This is a genomic window from Streptomyces sp. NPDC051921 (genome assembly GCF_040680975.1).
Lineage (GTDB): Bacteria > Actinomycetota > Actinomycetes > Streptomycetales > Streptomycetaceae > Streptomyces.
Map to the genome: position 1 here is coordinate 87552 of NZ_JBFAXU010000015.1, position 18868 is coordinate 106419.

An 18868-nucleotide genomic window follows, 5' to 3' on the forward strand; every position below is an offset into this window, starting at 1 on the left:
GGCCGGCGATCCCGCCCGCCGTCAGTGGCGGACCAGGCAGAAGGGGTGGCCGGCCGGGTCGGCGTAGATCCGCCAGGCCCGGTCCCCCGCCCCCGAGTCGAGCCGCTGCGCACCGAGCGCGGTCACGGCGTCGTCCGCGACGTCCAGGTCGGCGACCCGCACGTCGATGTGGAACTGCTGCTCGGGCGCGCCCCAGACCGGCGGCCGGTGGTCGGCCACGCCCTGGAAGGCGAGCACGGGGGCCCCGGAGGCGTCGTGGAGCGTGGCCCAGGCATCGCCCACCGCCCACTGGGGGTCCGGGCGGTTGATCTCACCGCCGAGCAACCGCTGGTAGAACGTGGCGAGTTCGAGGACATCGGGGCAGTCGAGGACGACGCACTGCAGGGTGCCGATGGGGGCGGCGGAACCGGTGGTGATCATGCCGGGGGAAGTCATGCCGGACACTCTGCCGCCCGGAGAAGACGACCGGGTATCCGTACGGGTACTCAGACGCCCCGGGTGTCACTCGGTCCCCGTGCTCAGGGCCTCCCGCAGGGCCCGCCGGCACAGGGCGTCGGCGTGCCGGGTGGTCTCGGGAAGCCGGAACCGGGGGCTGAGTCGCAGCGCGTGCCCACAGGCCCGCTCCAGCGAGACGCGGTGCCCGACGGACACGAACACCGGCTTCACGCCGTCCCGGGTGCGCAACGCCCGTCCGACGACCTCACCGTCGGCGACGAGCTCGCTGAACTCCCCCCGTCGGTCGCCGGGTTGTTCATAGGTGAAGGTGAACGGATTCTTGGCGACGCCGAGGGACGGCAGGCCCGTCAGCACCCCGAGGTGGCTGGCGAGCCCGAACCGCCGCGGATGGGCGAGCCCGTAGCCGTCGCAGACCAGCAGCCCGGGACCGACCGGGAGCCGCCCGAGCGCGGCGAGCACGGTCGGCACCTCCCGGAAGGCGAGCAGCCCGGGCACGTACGGGAACGACACCCGCCCGACCGCCGTCGCCTCCGCCACGACGTCGAGCGTCCGGCCGTCGAGCACCACGGCCGCGGCCGCCACCAGATCCCGCTCGTCGTCGTAGGCCACGTCGACCCCGGTGACGTACCCCTCCCCGACCCCGGGCCCCTCCTCGCCCAACACCAACCGGCCGCGCAGCTCCTCCTGCACGACCCGCGCCGCGTCCTCGTCGGCGGGCCATCCCTCGGGAATCTCGATGATCGTCATGGTGCGGCACCCTACGTCGCCCCGGGCCGGGTCCGGTCGGTAGCCTGGTGGCCATGTTCGTGCTGGAGCTGAGTTACACCGCGCCCCTCGATCGGGTCGACGCGCTGCTGCCCGCGCATGTCGCGTGGCTGGACGCGCAGTACGCCGCCGGGGTGTTCGTCGCGTCCGGACGGAAGGAGCCGCGGGAGGGCGGGGTGATCCTGGCCGCCGGGGTGGGTCGCGCGGAGATCGAGCAGATCGTGGCGACGGATCCGTTCAGCGTGGCCGGGGTGTGCGCGTACCGGGTCGTGGAATTCCACGCCACCAAGACGGTGGACGAACTCAGCGCTTTCCGCGACCAGTTGCCCACCTAGCCCGGCCCTGGCCGGCGGATCAGGGTCGGACGGGACAGTGGGGGTGTCTCGCCGAGACACCCCCTGGGGCTGTCTCGGTGAGACAGCCCTGGGGCCCTGTCGAGCCCCGATCCGCCGAACCGGCCCCCACGGGCCGGACGGCGGCGTGTCCTGTGCGTCAGCCGATGGTGCGGTCGGCGTCGACGACGACGCAGCGGGTGTACTCGGAGCCGTCGCCGCCGCCCGTGTACGGGGTGCTCGCCTCGCCCTGCTTCGACGCACCGCCCTCGACCCGCAGGTCCTGGACCTTGGCGAGCGCCATGTTGGCGGCGCTGGAACCCTCGGCACCCTTGAACTGCAGGGTGACGTCGTAGAGGTACGCCAGGGAGTCGCTGTTGGTGACGGTCACCTTGGCGACCAGGTTCTTGCGGTCGGCGCTGAGCGCGCACTCGTCGATGCGGACGTCCCGCTCCGCGCGGTTCTTCGACGAGCTGCTGCCGCCCGTGGTGATGCCCCCGGAGCTGGAGCTGGAGCTGTCGGAGCCACCGCTGGAGCTGCTGGAGCTGTTGCTGTCGGAACCACCGCTGGAGCCGCCGGAGCTGCTGGAGCTGCTGGATCCGTGGCCGCCGCCGCAGCTGGCGCCATGGGACCCACGAGCGCCGGTGAGGGCGATCACGGCGATTCCGAAGACGGCGACGGCACGGACATGACGAAGCTTCACGCTTCAACCCCCGTTGAGTGTTTGCAGATGCGCGTGTGCAAGGATACGCCCGACTTGACGAGCGCACGTCACCCTACTGGATCTCGGCGACCCGATCGCACACGCCCCGGGCGGAGCCGGCCCCGCACCCACCCGACCCGCGACTCCCCCTCAGCGCAGCAGCGCCCGCGCGACGCGACCCTTCTCGCCCGAGACCCAGCAGGCCCCGTCGGCGGTGCAGTCCACCGTGTCGTACGAGCCGGTGTCGACGGTGCGCCAGGTGCGGCCCCCGTCCGTGGTCAGGTCCGTGCCCGTGGGGCCGACGGCGAGGGCGGCCGACCTCGTGTGCGGGAGCCAGGCGACGCCCGAGCGGTAGGAGGGCGGCGGGGTGGCGGACGCGGTCCAGGTGCGGGCTCCGTCGCCGGTGACGGCGGCGGCCTGCGGCGAGGGCTGGTCCTTGCGGTAGTCGCCGCCGACCGCGATGCCGTGCCGGCGGTCGCGGAAGGCGAGACCGAAGACGCCCTTGGCGCCCTCGCCCGCCGGGATCGTGGTCTCGGTGGCGGTCCAGGTCAGGCCCCGGTCGGCCGAGTGCAGCACCCGGCCCGTCGCTCCGCCGCCGGTCGCGAGCCAGACGTCCTTCGCCCCGGACGACACCAGGCACTGGCCGCTCGCCGCGAAGCCCGCCTCGCCGGGCAGGGCGGCCGGCATGCCGTCGCTCGGCAGGACCTCCCAGGACCGCCCGCCGTCGCGGGTGGACAGGATGCGGTACCTGCCGTCGACGGGATCGCTCATCGCGAGCCCGTGCCGGTGGTCGAAGAAGGTCATGCAGTCGTAGAAGGCACGCGGGTCGGTGTTGCGGAAGGACTCCGTCCAGGTCGCGCCGCCGTCCTCGGTACGGAAGACCCGGGACGCCTCCCCCTCCCCGATCGCGAGCACCACGGCGCGCCGGGCGTCGAAGGCCTCCACGTCACGGAACTCCAGCTCGCCGGCCCCCGCCGGAGAGACGTTTCGCCAGGTGCTGCCGCCGTCGGTGGTCCGCAGCACCGTGCCCCGCGAACCAGCGGCCCAGGCGACGGACCGGCTCACCGCCGCCAGGCCCCGGAAGCGCGCGTCCGCACCGGTGTGCGTGAGCTGCCATCCGCGCCCCGCCACCCCGGCCGCCGCCGGCTCCCCCGCCGTGCCCTCGTCGGCCTCGGCCGGGACCGTCAGGGCCAGGGCGAGCGCCGCCCCGGCCAGTCCCGCCGCCATCACTCGTCTCGTCTTCCCCTTGGACGTCATGGCGCCGGAAGCTAGTCCACCGCGAAGATCCCGTCCAGAGTGCGTACCCCCCGCCCCCTTCCTAGGCTGGAACGCATGACGGACCGCACCCCCGAACCCGTCCCGGACGAACCCCCGAGGCTCAAGGAGTACGACGGCGAGGGCATCACCGTGACGTTCGAACCGCGTCGCTGCCTGCACGCGGCCGAATGCGTCCGCGGCCTGCCGAGCGTCTTCGACCTGGGCAGACGCCCCTGGGTGCAGCCCGACCAGGCACCCCCGGAACAGGTCGCCGAGGTCGTCCGCCGCTGCCCCTCCGGGGCGCTGCGCTACCGCGCCGCTGACGGCACCGCGGAGCCCCCGGACGCCGCCGAGCCCCCGGACGCCCCCACGACCGTCCGCCGCATGCCCGACGGGCGGCTGGTGATGCGCGGCGACCTTCTCGTCCGGGCCGGCGTCGGCGAGCGGCACGAGGTCAGGGCGGTCCTGTGCGGCTGCGGTGCCTCCGGCAACCAGCCGTACTGCGATCACTCCGGCCCCTGCGCGGGCGGCGACTTCGACGTCGCGCAGGAGCGCTGACCTCGGGAAACCGGCGCGTACCGCCCGTGGTGACACAGCTCACGTCACCTTCCAGTGCACGTCAGGGCCGTTCCGTTCGTCTCTCCTTGTGTCAGGGAGATGCCAGAAGAACGAAGCCGCGCGACAGGAGGCTGGCCCATGTCCACCGTCATCGAGCAGGCCGTGCAGGCCCGTCTGGTCGCCGCCGCGCCGCGGACCGAGTCGGTCGCCGCCACGCTCCGGTACGACCGCGAGGACCCGTACGCCGTGAGCATGGCGTTCCCGCCGCGCGCGACCCTGGAAGGCGTCGAGGTGTCCTGGGCCTTCGCCCGCGAGCTGCTCGCGCAGGGGGTGGAGGGCCCGGCCGGCGTCGGCGACGTACGCCTGCGGCCGTACGGCTACGACCGCACGGTCGTCGAGTTCCACGCTCCCGAGGGCGTCGCCATGGTCCACGTCCGGACGTCGGAGCTGCGCAGCTTCCTGGAGCGCTCGCAGCACCTCGTGCCCAGCGGGCTGGAGCACCAGTACCTGGACTGGGACGACGACCTGGCGCAGCTCCTGGAGGAGCACTAGGGGGTGCCGCCCCGATCGCGCCGCGGGCTCCGGGCGGGCGGGCGCTGGGCCGGCGGGCCCCGGCCCGGCGGGACGGTGAGGCGGCGAGACCGTGAGGCGGCGGGCCCGGCGGGCCCGTGAGGCGGCGAGGCGGCGAGGCAGCGAGACGATCCGGAGGACTGGCCCTGGGGGACGGGCGGTCGGTTCCCGCCCTGGCACCGGGCGGTCCGTTCTCCCACGGCGGGACCGGGCGCTGCGCGCTCCCGCATCGACACCGTTCCGTTCCCGCGCGGCACCGGGCGTTCCGTTCCGGCACCGGCACCGGCACCGGCACCGGCACCAGCACCAGCACCAGCACCGGGCGTTCTGCTCCCGCGCCTGCCGTAATTCGTTTGCCGCCCCACGCCGCCCGCTCGTAACGTCTTCCTCGGCCCTGTTGTCGCCCGATCGGAGAAGGCCGTTGTCCGTCTGAGGTCTCGAGACACTGCGCCGCGCGTGCCGCCCTGCCGCCGCGTGTGCCGTACTCGACCTCGGCGTACGAGCGCTGCTCCGTTCCCCTCCCCGCCCGCGCCCGGTGTCTCACGCGTTGCCCACCATCACGCTTCGCAACCGGGAGGCCTCCATGGCGACCCGCCCATCGTTCATCACCTGCACCTCTCTCTCCTTCGCCTGGCCGGACGGCACCGGCGTCTTCGACGACTTCCGGCTGACCGTCGGGCCCGGCAGGACCGGACTCGTCGGCCTCAACGGCTCGGGGAAGTCGACCCTGCTCAAGCTCCTCGCCGGTGAGCTCGCCCCGGCGACGGGCTCGGTCCGCATCGCCGGCGAGGTCGGATACCTGCCCCAGAACCTGGTCCTGAAGACCGGACTGCGCGTCGACCAGGTCCTCGGCATCGACGCGACCCGGGCCGCCCTGCACGCCATCGAGGCGGGTGACGGCGCCGAGGAGCACTTCGCGGCCGTCGGCGACGACTGGGACGTGGAGGAACGGGCGCTGGCCGTGCTCGACCAGCTCGGTCTCGGGCACATCGGCCTCGACCGCACGGTCGGCGAGGTCTCCGGCGGCGAGTCGGTGCTGCTGCGACTGGCCGCGCTGCTGCTCGCCCGGCCGGAGGTGCTGCTGCTCGACGAGCCGACCAACAACCTCGACCTCGGTGCCCGCCGCCGGCTGTACGAGGCGGTGGACGCCTGGTCGGGAGTGCTCGTGGTGGTGAGCCACGACCGTGAACTCCTGGAGCGCGTCGACCAGATCGCGGACCTGCGGGACGGCGAGGTCGCCTGGTACGGCGGCGCCTGGTCGGACTACGAGGAGGCGCTCGCGGCCGAACAGGAGGCGGCTGAACGGATGGTGCGGGTCGCCGAGGCCGACGTCCAGCGACAGAAGCGCGAACTCTCCGACGCACAGATGAAGTTGGCGCGCCGCAAGCGCTACGCCCAGAAGAGCGTCGAGAACCGGGTGGCTCCGAAGATCGTCGCCAACACCCGCAAGGCACAGGCCGAGGTGTCGGCGGGCAAGCACCGCGCGCTGCACGCCGAACGGCTGGCCGAGGCGCGCTCGCGGCTCGACGCGGCGGTGGACGCCGTACGGGACGACGACGAGATCCGCGTGGAACTGCCGCGCACGACGGTCCACCCGGGGCGCGGGGTGCTGCTGCTCCGTGAACTGGAGCTGCCGTACGGCGCACGGGTCGACGGGGAGTTCGAACTGCGGGGTCCCGAGCGGGTGGCGCTCCTCGGCCGGAACGGAGCCGGGAAGACGACGCTGCTGCGGACGATCGCGGGCGAGCTCGCCCCGGTCGCGGGCGAGGCCGCGGTGCGCGTTCCGCTGCGGTTCCTGCCGCAGCGGCTCGATGTGCTGGACGACGAGCTCAGCGTGGTGCAGAACGTGGCCCGGTTCGCGCCGGAGGCGTCGGCCAACCAGATCCGGGCGCGGCTCGCCCGGTTCCTCCTCCGGGGCGCCCGTGCGGACCGACCGGTGGGGACCCTGTCGGGCGGTGAGCGGTTCCGCGCGACGTTGGCGGCGCTCCTCCTCGCCGAGCCGGCCCCGCAGCTGCTGATGCTCGACGAGCCGACCAACAATCTGGACCTGGCGTCGGTGCGCAGCCTGACGGCCGCGCTCGAGGCCTACGAGGGTGCGCTGATCGTGGCGAGCCACGACGTCCCGTTCCTGGAGTCCCTGGGGATCACCCGCTGGCTGCGGCTCGACGGCGGACTGCGACCGACGACGGCCGAGGCCGTACGGGACGGACTCGGGGCGCCGGCACCCGGGGAAGGTGGTGCAACGGTGCGGTGACGCCCAGGATCCGGTCCCGCCACCGGGGGTGGGTACGGGGCGAGCCCCGCCCTCCCCGCCCCGTACTCCCAGCCCCGCCGAGCGAGTCGACCGCCGCGGCCGGCAGCCACGTGCTGCGGCCGCGGCGGTCGAGGCGTTTCCGGCGGGGACGGACGCGGCGGGGGCCGGGGCCGAGGGCTGATCCGCGCCGTGAAGGCGGGCGGCGGACCATCTGCTCTGAGTAGCCGACCGGCCACCGAGCGGTTCGGCTACCGAGGGGGAACATACGCGTGACCTGGATCTCCTTCGGGGCACAGGAGCAGGGCGCATAACGCAACGTAACCGGACATCACCGAGGCGGGCTTGGCCACCCCCTTATCGAGCCTTAACCTACGGTCTCGTAACCTACGAATCCGTAAGTAGATCCGAATGCCCCCTTCTCCGTCCCCAGGAGTTCCCGTGACGCTCACCTCTCCCCACCTCGCCAGTTCCGCAGGGTGGACCGACGCGCGCCTCCTGTACGCGCTGGAGGAGGTCGTGGAGAAGGAGCTCAACCGGCACCTGAAGGTCACCAAGGACTGGATGCCGCACGAGTACGTGCCGTGGTCGGACGCCCGCAACTTCCCCGGCTTCTTCGAGGACGGTGAGGCCTGGGACCGCTCGCAGTCCAAGGTCACCGACATCGGCCGCATCGCGCTCGTCGTCAACCTGCTCACCGAGGACAACCTCCCGAGCTACCACCACGAGATCGCCACCCTCTTCGGTCGCGAGGGCGCCTGGGGCACCTGGGTGCACCGCTGGACCGCGGAGGAGGGGCGCCACGGCATCGTGATGCGCGACTACCTGCTGGCCTCGCGGGCGGTGGACCCGGACGAGCTGGAACGTTTCCGCATGGCACACATGAGCGAGGGATTCGAGTCCGACAACCGGCACTCGATGCTGCACTCGATCGCGTACGTGGCCTTCCAGGAGCTCGCCACCCGCATCTCCCACCGCAACACCGGCCACCAGTCCGGTGACCCGGTCTGCGACCGGATGCTCGCCCGCATCGCGCTGGACGAGAACCTGCACATGATCTTCTACCGCAACCTGCTGGGCTCGGCCTTCGAACTCGCCCCCGACCTCACCATGCAGGCCGTGCGGGACGTTGTGGTCAACTTCCGGATGCCCGGCCACGGCATGCCCGGCTTCGAGCGCGCGGCGGCCCAGATGGCGATCGGCGAGATCTACAACCTGCGCATCCACCACGACGACGTACTGGAGCCGGTGCTCCGCTTCCTCAAGGTCCTCCAGATCGAGGGCCTCGGCCCCGACGGCCTGAAGGCCCAGGAGGAGCTGGGGCTCTACATGAACGGCCTGGACAGCGAGGCGTCGAAGTTCGACGAGAAGCTCGCGGCGCGCAAGGCCCGGATGGCGGCCCGAGCGGCGGGCTGACACGCACGGCACGGGGCACGGGGCACGAGCCACGAAGTACCGGGCGGCTGGGCGCGGACGGCTGAGGCCGGGCGCCGGCCGCCCTTCGTGTCGGTGCGGCCTTCGGCGCTCGGTGTCGGCCTCGGCGGCCGGTCTGGCCCTTGGCGGTCGGTGCGGGGCCGCCAGGTCTCGGATGGGCTGCGAAGAATGCAAGGACTGCAAGGACGGCAGGTGCTTCTGGGGCTGCAGGGGTCCGGGGACGGGCCCGTCGGAGCGGTTCAGCCCTGGCGGCGCTTGAGCTTGATCCGCTCCTTCTCCGAGAGACCGCCCCACACGCCGAACCGCTCGTCGTGCGCCAGCGCGTACTCCAGGCACGCGACGCGGCCCTCGCACGCCCCGCACAGCAGCTTCGCCTCGCGGGTCGAGGAGCCGGGCGCCGGGAAGAAGAACTCCGGCCCCGCCTGGGCACACAGGGCGTCCTCCTGCCAGGAGAGGTCGGCGTCCATGAGGCTGTGCGGGGCGGAGGGCATCGTGTAGGTCTGCATGGCACCCACACTGGCCCGATGGCCTAAACGCGCCATCAACGTCCGATCAACGCGGCGCGCCGAGCACCGGCGGGAGCGTTTCGGCCAGCTGATTTCCTGTCGTAGCCCGCCCGTCCGCCCACGTGTCCGGGTGCACGCCACCCTGGGGGCACGAGCGTGAACGGCGTGTTTCCGCCCTCCCGACCCGACCGGTTCGACCCCGGCCATGTGGCAGCGTGGAGTCGACCGACAAGATCGACCGACAGGATCGATCGGCAGGATCGATCGGCAAGATCGACCAGGAAGACGGCGGCGCGGAAACGGGCCCAGCAGGTCGACCCGGTAGATCGGCAGATCGGCCGGGGAGATCAGCAGATCGGCCGGGGAGATCAGCGCCGGAGATCGAACGACGAGCAGCGACGGGGGCGGGACACATGACCACCGAGGTCGGCACCATGGCCGGTCCTGGCGGGGCGCAGGCCGTCCGGCGGGCTCTGGACGTGCTGCATTCCTTCCACGACAACGGGCCCGACCTGAGCGCCTCGGATCTCGCGCGGCGGCTGGGTCTCTCGACGTCGACCGCACACCGCCTGGCCAAGACGCTGCTCGCCGCCGGGTTCCTGGAGCAGGACGCCGGCACGGCCCGCTACCGGCTCGGCCCGGCCGTCACGGAGCTCGGCCGACTCTCGTACCACCAGCGGAGACTGCACCTGGCCTCCCCCGAGCTGCGGGACCTGGCCGAACGGACCGGCACCACCGCCGACCTTGCGCTGCGCAGCGGCTCCTACGCGGTGGTCGTGGCCGGCGGCACGGTCGCCCCGAGGGCGGGGCTGCGGCGGTCGCTGCACGCTTCGGCGCCCGGAAGGGTGCTGCTCGCCTGGCACGAGCCCGGGCACGAGGCCTTCACTCATGTCCACGGGTCGGCCGGCGTACGGGAGCAGGGTTACGTCCTGGACGACGGCGAGTCGGAGCTCGGCGTACGGACGCTCGCCGTGCCGGTCCTCGGGCGTGACGGGCGCGCGCGGTTCGCGCTCGCCCTGCGGGCGACGCCCTCGGTGATCACGGACGCCAGGCTCGGCTGGTTCCTGGTGCGGGCGCGGGCGTGTGCGCGGGCCCTGGAGGTGCTGCTGCTCCCGCCGACGGAGCGACGGACCCCGGAGGCGTAGCGGCGCGCCCGGCGACGACTGTCCGCACGGTCGTGCGGACAGTACGATGGGCGCATGAGCGGCAGCACCAAGACGGACGGACGAGTCGAGCGCGGCAACCAGACCCGGCGGCTCGTCCTGGCCCGCACGATGGACATCGCCTCCGTCGAAGGCCTGGAGGGACTGTCCCTGGGGCGGATCGCCACCGAGCTCGAGCTGAGCAAGAGCGGCGTCTTCGCCCTCTTCGGCTCCAAGGAGGAGCTCCAGCTCGCGACCGTACGGGCGGCCACCGCGGTCTTCGCCCGCGAGGTCGTGACCCCGCTGGCCGACGTGCCGCCGGGCCCGGGGCGGGTGTGGGCGCTGTGCCGGAACTGGCTCGCGTACTCCTCCGGCCGGACCTTCCGGGGCGGTTGCTTCTTCTACGCGGTCACGGCGGAGTTCGACGCGCGCACGGGCCCGGTCCACGACGCCGTCGCACAGTCGCGCCTCGACTGGGTCGCGTACGTGGAGCGGGCGATCGAGGAGGCCCGGCTCGCCGGCGGCTTCGTCGAGGACGTCGACGCGCCGCAGCTCGCCTTCGAGATCATCGCCCTGATGGAGTCGGCCAACGCCCAGTCCGTGCTCCTCGGCGACCCTTCCGCCTACGCGCGGGCCGAACGGGGCATCGCCCGCCGGCTGCGCGCCGAGGCGACGGACGGGGCGCGGGACGAGGTCGACTCCCCGGCGGTCTGATCCACCCCGGCGTGGCGATCCGTCCCGGCCTGGCGATCCGTCCCTGCCTGGCGATCCGTCCCGGCCTGGCGATCCGCCCCCGCGGCCGTCGCGAACTCCACTGCCTCCGCGACGACCTGATGGTCGGTCAGAATGCGGCGATGGCCGAGTCCCTGCGTGACGACCAGCCGGGTCCGGTCGGGGCGGGCCTGTCGCAGGACGCGCGCGTGCGCGATCGGCACCATCTCGTCGGACTCGTCATGGATGAGCAGCAAGGGCCCACCGAGGTCCTCTGGTCGCCAGTCGGCCTCCAGGTGCTCCCAGACGCCCGGCTCCTCGGGGGCGAGCCGGCGCTCGACATGGCGGCGCATCGCCCCCATGGCACGGTCGCTCATCCCGAAGGCACCCTGGAACCAGGAGGTGAGCAATCCGAAGGAGCCCACGCCGGAGATGCCGACGAAGCGCCCGGCGCGTACGCCGTCCCGCAGCGCGAAGAGGGCCGCAATGACACCGAAGGAGTGCGCCACGACGGCGTCGAAGTCGCCGTACCGGGCGTGCAACTCCCGGATGATCGCCCGGTATTCGACGATGTTGGTGGCGCGGCCCGGCGCGTCGCCGTGACCGGGCGCGTCGAAGGCCACGGGACTGTACCCCCGGTCGAGCAGCGCCTCGGCGAACGCGGCGAGGCGTGAGCCGCGCGAGGACCAGCCGTGGACGAGCAGCACCGGCCGCCGCCCGTCGCCCCAGGCGTAGGTCACGGCCACCTTGCCGCGCACTGGTATCCGCTCGATCCGGGCGGCGGCCATCAGGCGCTCCTCCGCCGGCCTGACCCGGGACCGCCCCGCGGGGCGGACGAAGAGGTGGAAGACGGCCCGCCCGGCGGGACCGGGCGCGACGCGGGCGGCAGCGTTGAGAGCGGTACGGAGCAGCAGGGCCTTCGGGAACATGCCGGATCTCCTCGATCGTCCTCGATACGAGAAAATGTTAGCACGATCGTTCGTGTTGTTTTGGGACCTGGATCAGCCCGCCGCAGCCTCCTGACACCCGCCGCCCACGATGGCCGGCACCCACCCCGCTCCCCGCGCACCGCACCCGACTCCCCCGCTCCCACGCGCCCCCTCGGCCCCGCACCGCTCCCCCGCCACCACCTCTTCGCCCGACCCCCGCTACTCCTTCTTCGCCCGGCTCGGCTGCACCCGCTTCGGCTCCCCGGGCATCTTCGGGTACTCCGGCGGATACGGCAGGTCGCCCAGGCCGTGTTCCGCCTCGTCGCGGCGGGCCAGTTCGAGGAGCGACTCCAGGCTGAACCGCTGGTCGTCCATGTCCGCGTGCACGTCGCCGAGTTCGGCGTACCGCGTCGGCATCGTGCGAATGTCGAAGTCCTGCGGCACCGCGTCGTCGACCTCCTCCCACCGCAGCGGCGCGGAGACCGGGGCGTGCGCGCGAGGCCGTACGGAATAGGCGGAGGCGATGGTGCGGTCGCGGGCGGTCTGGTTGTAGTCGACGAAGATGCGCTCGCCGCGCTCCTCCTTCCACCACTTGATGGTGACCCGGTCCGGCATCCGCCGCTCCAGCTCCCGACCGCAGGCGATGGCAGCCCGTCTGACCTGGGTGAACGTCCAGTTCGGCAGGATCGGCACGAAGACGTGCAGTCCTCGGCCGCCGGAGGTCTTGGGCCAGCCGCGCAGCCCGTGCTCGTCGAGGACCGCCCGGAGTTCGTGGGCGGCCCGGACGGCGTCGGCGTAGTCCGTGCCGGGCTGGGGGTCGAGGTCGATGCGGAGCTCATCGGGATGCTCCGTGTCCTCGCGGCGCACCGGCCAGGGATGGAAGGTCACGGCTCCGAGGTTCGCCGCCCACAGGACGGCGGCCGGCTCGGTGGGGCACATCTCGTCGGCCGAGCGCCCGCTGGGGAAGGTGATGTGGGCCGTCGGGATCCAGTCCGGCAGGTACTTGGGCGCGCGCTTCTGGAAGAAGGACTCGCCCGTCACGCCGTCGGGGTAGCGCTCCAGGGTGGTGGGCCGGTTCCGCAGGGCGCGCGTGATGCCGTCGCCGACGGCCAGGTAGTAGCTGACCATGTCGAGCTTCGTGTAGCCGGTCTCCGGGAAGTACACCTTGTCCGGATTGGAGACGCGTACGGTCCGTTCGCCGACCTCGAGCTCCACCGCTGCCGCCTTGCCTGCCATGGCCGTCAGCCTAGGCCGGGCACACATAGCGCGCATATCGGGACGAATCGTCTCTAGACTCGGCGCATGGACCTGCCGGTGATGCCGCCCGTGAAGCCGATGCTGGCGAAGGCCGTCAAGAAGATCCCGCCGGGCATGCAGTACGAAGCCAAGTGGGACGGATTCCGGGCGCTCGTGCACCGCGACGGCGCGGAGCTCTTCATCGGCAGCCGCACGGGCAAACCACTGACGCGCTACTTCCCCGAGCTCGTCGAGGCGCTGCTCACCCGGCTGCCCGAGCGCTGCGTCGTCGACGGCGAGATCGTGATCGAGCACGACGGACGGCTGGACTTCGACCGGCTCACCGAGCGGATCCACCCGGCCGCGTCGCGGGTGCGGATGCTGGCCGAGACGACCCCGTCCCGGTTCATCGCCTTCGATCTGCTCGCCCTCGGCGACGACTCCTTCCTCGACACCCCGCTCGGCGAGCGCCGCGCCGCCCTGGAGACCGCGCTCGCCGGCGTCGACGCCCCGGTCCACCTCGCTCCCGCGACCACCGACCCGGAGCTCGCCGCACGCTGGTTCGAGCAGTACGAGGGAGCCGGACTCGACGGGGTGATCGCGAAGCCGCTCGACCTGCCGTACCGGCCGGACGAACGCCTCATGTACAAGATCAAGCACGAGCGCACCGCCGACGTGGTCGTCGCCGGATACCGCTTCCACAAGAGCGGACCCGTGGTCGGCTCGCTGCTGCTCGGCCTGCACGACGCCCAGGGCGCCCTGCAGCACGTCGGCGTGTGCGCCGCCTTCACCGCCAAGCGCCGCGCCGAGCTGATCGAGGAGCTCGAACCGCTGCGCATGGACCCGCCGGACGGGCACCCGTGGGCGGCCTGGACGGACGAGTCGGCGCACGAGTCCGCCCGACTGCCGGGCGCACCGAGCCGCTGGTCGGGGAAGAAGGACCTCTCCTGGGTCGCCCTGCGCCCGGAACGCGTCTGCGAGGTCGGGTACGACCACATGGAGGGCGACCGCTTCCGGCACACGGCCCAGTTCAAGCGCTGGCGCCCGGACCGCACCCCGGAGTCCTGCGGGTACGAACAGCTCGAGGAACCGGTCTCGTACGACCTCGGCGAGATCCTGACCTAGTTCCGAAGATCGTTAAGCCCCGGGGCGGGCGTGAGATGCCCCACACCCGGCGGGCCGGCAACCACCCCCGTCCGCGCTGGCGTTCGGCGAACTGACGCCCGATTGAACGCCCGCACCCCGATGCACCTGCGGGAACGCGTGGAGGGCCGGCGACCCTGTCCGTACGCCTCGCCGAAGCGGGCCCACCGCTGTTGCCCGGCGGTGACGGAGCCGTCGTCGAACCGCCACCGGGATCCGGTACGTATGGAGAGGTGGAGAATCCCTCCACCGTCTCAGAGACCCACAAGGACCGACCGTGATCGCCTCGCCCTCGCCCCTCGTACCCGTGCCGATCCCCGACCGCGTCGCCGCGCTGATCGGGTCCTGCCTGCCGCTGCACGTGCTCCAGGCCGAGGTCGACGCCGACTGCGCTGCGCGCGAGGTGTACCGCTTCCGCGGGCCGCTCTGCGCCGAGGACCGGGCCGACCGGGAGCACGCGCTGGCCGCGCTCGCCCGGGCCAACAAGATCCTGGCAAAGCACCACCCGAAGCTGCCGGTGCGCCCGGGGTACTAGACCGCGTCACGCCCGTCGGCTCGGATGCGCCGTGGGGTAGCAGGTACCCACGCGGCACGAGGCGCGCACGGAAACACCAGGCGCTCCCGGAGCACGACACGCGCCGGGGCACGAGACGCGCACGGAGCACGACGCGCGCCCTGAGTACGCGGCGCGCCGGAGTGCGAGCCGCCCCCCATGGCAGGAGACGCGAACCGGCCAACGGGGGCGAACTGGCCACCAGGGGCGGGGGCGACGCCACGGCCTTCGGCCGTTCGGGGGTCGGGCCCGGTGCCGCACCGGTTCGGGTGTACTCCGCATGCGGGACACCGACGCCGGTGTGACGCTGCGAGAGTGACGACCACCAGCGAAGCAGCGCCCGCGCCCCCCGCCGCCGAGCCACCGGTGCTCGACAGCCGCCGTCGCAACATCGTCTTCGGCACGATCATGCTCGGTGTGCTCCTGGCCGCGCTCGACCAGACGATCGTGGGCACCGCGCTGCCGACGATCGTCTCGGACCTCGGGGGCGCCGCCCACATGTCCTGGGTGGTCACCTCGTACCTGCTGGCGGAGACGGTGGCGACCGTCCTCGTCGGCAAGTTCGGCGACCTGTTCGGCCGCAAGGTGATCTTCCAGATCTCGGCGATCGTCTTCATCACCGGCTCGTTCCTGTGCGGCCTCGCCACCAACATGACGCTGCTGATCATCTGGCGCGGTCTGCAGGGAATCGGCGCCGGCGGCCTCATGGTCACCTCGATGGCGCTGATCGCCGATGTCATCCCGCTGCGCGAACGCGGCAAGTACCAGGGCGCGATCGGCGCGGTGTTCGGCGTCTCGACCGTCATCGGACCGCTCCTCGGCGGCCTGTTCACCGACCATCTGAGCTGGCGCTGGGCCTTCTACGTGAACGTCCCGATCGCGATCCTGGTCGTCATCGCCGCCGCGCGCACCATCCCCTCCGTACGCTCGGCGAGCCGCCCCGTCATCGACTACCTCGGCATCGCGCTCGTCGCGGTCGGATCCAGTGCCCTGATCCTGGCCACGAGTTGGGGCGGGAACGAGTACGCGTGGGGCTCGGGTGTGATCATCGGGCTCTTCGCCGGCGGCCTGCTCGCGCTCGGGCTCTTCTGCTGGGTGGAGACCCGGGCGGCCGAACCGATGCTGCCCATGCGCCTGTTCGGCAATCCGGTCTTCACCATCTGCTCGGTGCTCAGCTTCGTCGTCGGCTTCGCGATGCTCGGCGCGATGACCTTCCTGCCGACGTACCTCCAGTACGTCGACGGGGACTCCGCCACGATCTCCGGCATCCGCACCCTGCCCATGGTCGTCGGCCTGCTGATCGCGTCCATCTTCAGCGGCAACGTCGTCAGCAAGACCGGCCGCTACCGGATCTTCCCCATCGCGGGCTGCCTCGTGATGGGACTCGGGCTCTATCTGCTCTCCCTGATGGACCCGCAGACCAGCACCTGGCTGGCGTCGCTCTACATGTTCGTGCTCGGCGTCGGCATCGGCCTGTGCATGCAGGTCCTCACCATCGCCGTACAGAACACCGTCGACTACGCGGACCTGGGCACCGCCACGTCGGGCGTGACCTTCTTCCGCACGCTCGGCAGCTCCTTCGGCACCGCCGTCTTCGGCACGATCTACACCAACTCCCTCAAGCCCAATCTGACGGAGGGCGTCGGCGAGGCGTCCGCTCGCGCCGCGAGCCTCGGTCTGGACCCGGCCGGCATCGCCCAGGCCTCGCAGAGCCCCGCCGGCCTGCACGGGCTGCCGCCCGTTGTGGCCGAGCCGATCGTCCAGGCGTACGCGGACACCCTGCACACCGTCTTCCTGTGGACCGTGCCGGTGGCGGCCGTCGGCTTCGTCGTGGCGCTGTTCCTCAAGCAGGTCCCGCTGCGCGACACCGCCCGCGCCTCCGCCCCCGACATGGGCGAGGGCTTCGCCTCCCCCACCATCAGCGGTGACTCGGCCAAGCTCCTGGAGCTCTCCGTCGGCCGGATCATCCGGAGGACCGACTACGACACCGCCCGACGGATCGTCACCGCCTCCGACACCCGGCTCGACACGGCCGGCGCCTGGGCGGTCATGCAGGTGGAACTCTTCACCCGGCTCGTCGGCCACGCCAGCCTGGGCCTGATCTCGGCGGGCCGCCGGGTCCCGCCCGAGGTGCTGCTCCCGGTCTTCGACCGGATGGTCGACGAGGGCTTCCTCACCCGTGACGGCAACCTGCTCTCCCACACGCAGGCCGGCAAGCGGGAGGCGGACGTCATCACCAAGGCCTGGGGCGACTGGCTCAGCAACCAGGTCGAGCAGGAGCGCGGCCGCCCCAGCGGCCCGGAACTGCGGGCGGCGACCGACGCCATCGCGAAGAAGCTGATCGCGGAGGACCTGGCACAGGGCCTACCGCGCGACGGGCGGGAACCGGTGGGCGCGGCAGCGCGGTGAGGAGGGGATCCGATATCCAGGATCCGGGAGCCGCATCCGGAAAGTCGGATTCAGGAGGCCGAATCCCGGAAGCCGGCACCCGGAGGCCGGACCCAGGAAGGCCGGACCCAGGAAGGCCGGACCCAGGAAGGCCGGAGCCAGGAGGCCGGATCCAGGAGGCCGGATCCAGGAGGCCGGATCCAGGAGGCCGGATCCAGGAGATCCGATCCCACAGATCGGATCCATAAGGTCGGATCCAGGATCCCGGACGCTGGATCGAACCCAGAATGTCGGATCCAGGATGCTGAATCCAGGGACGGTCGGATCCAGGACGTCGGATCCAGGGTGCTGCATCGAGGGCGGTCGGATCCAGGAAGTCGGATCCAAGCCCGCCCTCAGTCCAGGAAGTCCCCGTCCACGTACACCCACGCCCCCTCGTGCCGCGCGAACCGGCTGCGCTCGTGCAGCTCGCCCGGGGCCCCGTCGTGCGTGAAGCGGGCCCTGAAGGTGACGGTGCCGTGCTGGTGGAAGGCCGTGCCGTCGCCGGTCTCCTCGATGGCGAGGCCCGCCCACCGCATGCCCGGGTCGAAGTCGACCTCCGCGGGACGCGTCTGCGGGGCCCAGGTGCGCAGGAGGTACGGCTCGTCGCGGACGACGAAGGCGCTGTAACGGGAGCGCATGAGGAGTTCGGCGGTGGGCGCGGTGACGGGGCCCGCGTGGAAGCGGCCGCAGCACGCGCCGTACGTGGCCTCCAGGCCGCACGGGCAGGGCGAGGCGTCGGTCACGGCGGGCGCGGGGGCGGCGGGACGGGCGGGGCGGGTCTTGCGTCGGGACATGCGCCCATTGTCGCGTGCCGGCCGCCGCCCGCCCCGCCGAGGTGGCGGTCAGCGGGCCTCGCGCCACATCCCCCACAGCACCGGGCCGCCGCCGGGCAGCTGGAACTCTTCGCGGACGGTGAAGCCGAAGTGCTCGTAGACGGGGAGGTTGGTGGCCTTCGAGGACTCCAGGTAGGCGGGCAGGCCCGCCGCGTCGGCCTTCGCCAGGCCGGAGCGGAGGAGGGCGGCGCCCTGGCCGGTGCCCTGGGCGGCGGGTTCGGCGCCGATCAGGGCCAGGGACCAGTGCGGCTCCTGGGGTGTGTGCGTCGCGGCCGTCTCGACGGCCTCGCGGAAGAGGCCGGCGCGGTCGCCGAGGATGTCCACGAGCTGCCGGATGGTCTCGTCGTCGGGCACGGCCTTCTCCTGCGCCTCCGCCGGCACCCAGAAGGCCGCCGCGGCGTCGGTGCGCTCGCAGACCCCGTTGTGGAGGTACTGCCGGGTGAAGAGGGTGGAGAAGTAGCGCCCCAGGGTCGCCTCGCGCGAGGCCTCGTCGGGAAAGAACCAGCGCATCATCGGATCGTCGTCGAAGGCCCGGGCCAGCGTGCCGCTGATCGCGTCGGCATCGTCGATGACTGCCGCCTTGGGCATGTTCGTTATCGCCATACGGGACATTCTGATCACAAACGATCTTGAACTGTCACGCGGGGTCCCGTTGCGGCCCTACGGCCGGTACCGCAGCGGATGCCCCTCGGGTACCTCCACCACCGCGATCCGTACGCCGTCCGGATCCATGAGCCACATCTCCACCAGCCCCCACGGCTCCGTGACCGGCTCGCGCAGAACCGTCACGTCCTTGCCCCGCAGCTCCTCGCGCGCCGCGCGCACGTCGGCCACCTGGAGCCAGAGACGGAGCTCGGGATCGGGAGGCGCGGCGGGGGCGCGGCCCGAGACCTCGAGGAAGCCGCCGCCGAGGAAGTAGACCGTGCCACGGTCGGGACCGGTGCCGAACTCGCGGTAGACGGCAAGGCCGAGCGTCTCGCCGTAGAAGCGGCGGGAGCGTTCGGGGTCGGTGGGTCGGAGCAGAATCCTGCTGCTCAGTACGTGCATCCGAGTAGCGTA

Annotated in this window: 20 protein-coding genes; 10 read left to right on the plus strand and 10 right to left on the minus strand. The window is 72.3% G+C overall.

Features of this window, described 5'->3' with window-relative positions; genetic code table 11:
- Window positions 1–21 precede the first annotated feature (21 nt).
- Together AB0M16_RS20895 and AB0M16_RS20900 are read right to left on the minus strand one after the other, a co-directional pair.
- Window positions 22–435 carry a VOC family protein gene (locus AB0M16_RS20895; RefSeq protein ID WP_365344943.1) on the minus strand — a complete coding sequence of 138 codons (414 nt, stop codon included), beginning with the start codon at window positions 433–435 and terminating at the stop codon, window positions 22–24.
- 66 nt (window positions 436–501) lie between these two features.
- Complete coding sequence (locus tag AB0M16_RS20900; protein WP_365344945.1) at window positions 502–1203, minus strand: endonuclease V; 702 nt, start codon at window positions 1201–1203, stop codon at window positions 502–504.
- 53 nt (window positions 1204–1256) lie between these two features.
- Between AB0M16_RS20900 and AB0M16_RS20905 the strand changes: the two genes are divergently transcribed.
- Window positions 1257–1556 (plus strand): YciI family protein, encoded by a 300-nt coding sequence (locus tag AB0M16_RS20905; RefSeq protein ID WP_365344947.1) that lies wholly within the window; start codon window positions 1257–1259, stop codon window positions 1554–1556.
- Window positions 1557–1713: 157 nt separating this feature from the next.
- Here AB0M16_RS20905 and AB0M16_RS20910 read toward each other — a convergent pair whose 3' ends face one another.
- The gene (locus AB0M16_RS20910; RefSeq protein WP_365344949.1) at window positions 1714–2256 is read right to left on the minus strand and encodes a hypothetical protein; all 543 of its coding nucleotides are present in this window, start codon (window positions 2254–2256) and stop codon (window positions 1714–1716) included.
- A gap of 150 nt (window positions 2257–2406) precedes the next feature.
- Entirely contained in the window at window positions 2407–3483 is a 1077-nt protein-coding gene (locus tag AB0M16_RS20915; protein ID WP_365345149.1) for an oxidoreductase, read from the minus strand.
- 105 nt (window positions 3484–3588) lie between these two features.
- Here AB0M16_RS20915 and AB0M16_RS20920 point away from each other — a divergent pair, with 105 nt between their 5' ends.
- From AB0M16_RS20920 to AB0M16_RS20935, 4 genes are all read left to right on the plus strand, one after another.
- Entirely contained in the window at window positions 3589–4071 is a 483-nt protein-coding gene (locus AB0M16_RS20920) for a (4Fe-4S)-binding protein (protein ID WP_365344951.1), read from the plus strand.
- Between the two features lie 138 nt (window positions 4072–4209).
- Entirely contained in the window at window positions 4210–4623 is a 414-nt protein-coding gene (locus AB0M16_RS20925; RefSeq protein WP_365344953.1) for an SsgA family sporulation/cell division regulator, read from the plus strand.
- 601 nt (window positions 4624–5224) lie between these two features.
- On the plus strand, window positions 5225–6895 hold the full coding sequence (locus AB0M16_RS20930) for an ATP-binding cassette domain-containing protein (RefSeq protein ID WP_365344955.1): 1671 nt from the start codon (window positions 5225–5227) through the stop codon (window positions 6893–6895).
- A 438-nt stretch (window positions 6896–7333) separates the two neighbouring features.
- A complete protein-coding gene (locus tag AB0M16_RS20935) occupies window positions 7334–8308 on the plus strand; it encodes an acyl-ACP desaturase (RefSeq protein WP_365344957.1) in 975 nt (324 codons plus the stop codon).
- A 257-nt stretch (window positions 8309–8565) separates the two neighbouring features.
- On the opposite strand, the gene AB0M16_RS20940 is transcribed toward AB0M16_RS20935, so the two are convergent.
- On the minus strand, window positions 8566–8832 hold the full coding sequence (locus tag AB0M16_RS20940; protein WP_365344959.1) for a WhiB family transcriptional regulator: 267 nt from the start codon (window positions 8830–8832) through the stop codon (window positions 8566–8568).
- A 413-nt stretch (window positions 8833–9245) separates the two neighbouring features.
- On the opposite strand from AB0M16_RS20940, the gene AB0M16_RS20945 reads away from it, so the two are divergent.
- On the plus strand, window positions 9246–9977 hold the full coding sequence (locus AB0M16_RS20945; RefSeq protein ID WP_365344961.1) for an IclR family transcriptional regulator: 732 nt from the start codon (window positions 9246–9248) through the stop codon (window positions 9975–9977).
- 54 nt (window positions 9978–10031) lie between these two features.
- Window positions 10032–10688 carry a TetR/AcrR family transcriptional regulator gene (locus AB0M16_RS20950; RefSeq protein ID WP_365344963.1) on the plus strand — a complete coding sequence of 219 codons (657 nt, stop codon included), beginning with the start codon at window positions 10032–10034 and terminating at the stop codon, window positions 10686–10688.
- Here the strand turns inward: AB0M16_RS20950 and AB0M16_RS20955 are convergent.
- Together AB0M16_RS20955 and ligD are read right to left on the minus strand one after the other, a co-directional pair.
- Window positions 10598–11614 carry an alpha/beta hydrolase gene (locus AB0M16_RS20955; protein ID WP_365344965.1) on the minus strand — a complete coding sequence of 339 codons (1017 nt, stop codon included), beginning with the start codon at window positions 11612–11614 and terminating at the stop codon, window positions 10598–10600. The two genes, AB0M16_RS20950 and AB0M16_RS20955, sit on opposite strands and share 91 nt — an antisense overlap.
- Window positions 11615–11833: 219 nt before the next feature.
- Window positions 11834–12850, minus strand: a complete 1017-nt coding sequence (ligD, locus tag AB0M16_RS20960) for a non-homologous end-joining DNA ligase (protein WP_365344967.1) — start codon at window positions 12848–12850, stop codon at window positions 11834–11836.
- Between the two features lie 66 nt (window positions 12851–12916).
- Here ligD and AB0M16_RS20965 point away from each other — a divergent pair, with 66 nt between their 5' ends.
- The 3 genes from AB0M16_RS20965 to AB0M16_RS20975 all read left to right on the plus strand — a co-directional run bounded on the left by AB0M16_RS20965 (window position 12917) and on the right by AB0M16_RS20975 (window position 16955).
- Window positions 12917–13975, plus strand: coding sequence for an ATP-dependent DNA ligase (locus AB0M16_RS20965; protein WP_365344969.1), 1059 nt, complete (start codon window positions 12917–12919; stop codon window positions 13973–13975).
- A 298-nt stretch (window positions 13976–14273) separates the two neighbouring features.
- Window positions 14274–14528, plus strand: coding sequence for a hypothetical protein (locus AB0M16_RS20970; protein WP_345491961.1), 255 nt, complete (start codon window positions 14274–14276; stop codon window positions 14526–14528).
- Window positions 14529–14861: 333 nt separating this feature from the next.
- Window positions 14862–16955 carry an MDR family MFS transporter gene (locus AB0M16_RS20975; protein ID WP_365344971.1) on the plus strand — a complete coding sequence of 698 codons (2094 nt, stop codon included), beginning with the start codon at window positions 14862–14864 and terminating at the stop codon, window positions 16953–16955.
- A gap of 374 nt (window positions 16956–17329) precedes the next feature.
- Here the strand turns inward: AB0M16_RS20975 and AB0M16_RS20980 are convergent, their stop codons facing one another.
- Genes AB0M16_RS20980 through AB0M16_RS20990 form a run of 3 tightly spaced genes read right to left on the minus strand, consistent with a single transcriptional unit; the run spans window position 17330 to window position 18856 of the window.
- Window positions 17330–17770 carry a YchJ family metal-binding protein gene (locus tag AB0M16_RS20980; protein WP_365344973.1) on the minus strand — a complete coding sequence of 147 codons (441 nt, stop codon included), beginning with the start codon at window positions 17768–17770 and terminating at the stop codon, window positions 17330–17332.
- A gap of 48 nt (window positions 17771–17818) precedes the next feature.
- On the minus strand, window positions 17819–18412 hold the full coding sequence (locus tag AB0M16_RS20985; protein WP_365344975.1) for a GNAT family N-acetyltransferase: 594 nt from the start codon (window positions 18410–18412) through the stop codon (window positions 17819–17821).
- Window positions 18413–18469: 57 nt separating this feature from the next.
- Entirely contained in the window at window positions 18470–18856 is a 387-nt protein-coding gene (locus AB0M16_RS20990; protein WP_365344977.1) for a VOC family protein, read from the minus strand.
- Window positions 18857–18868 lie beyond the last annotated feature (12 nt).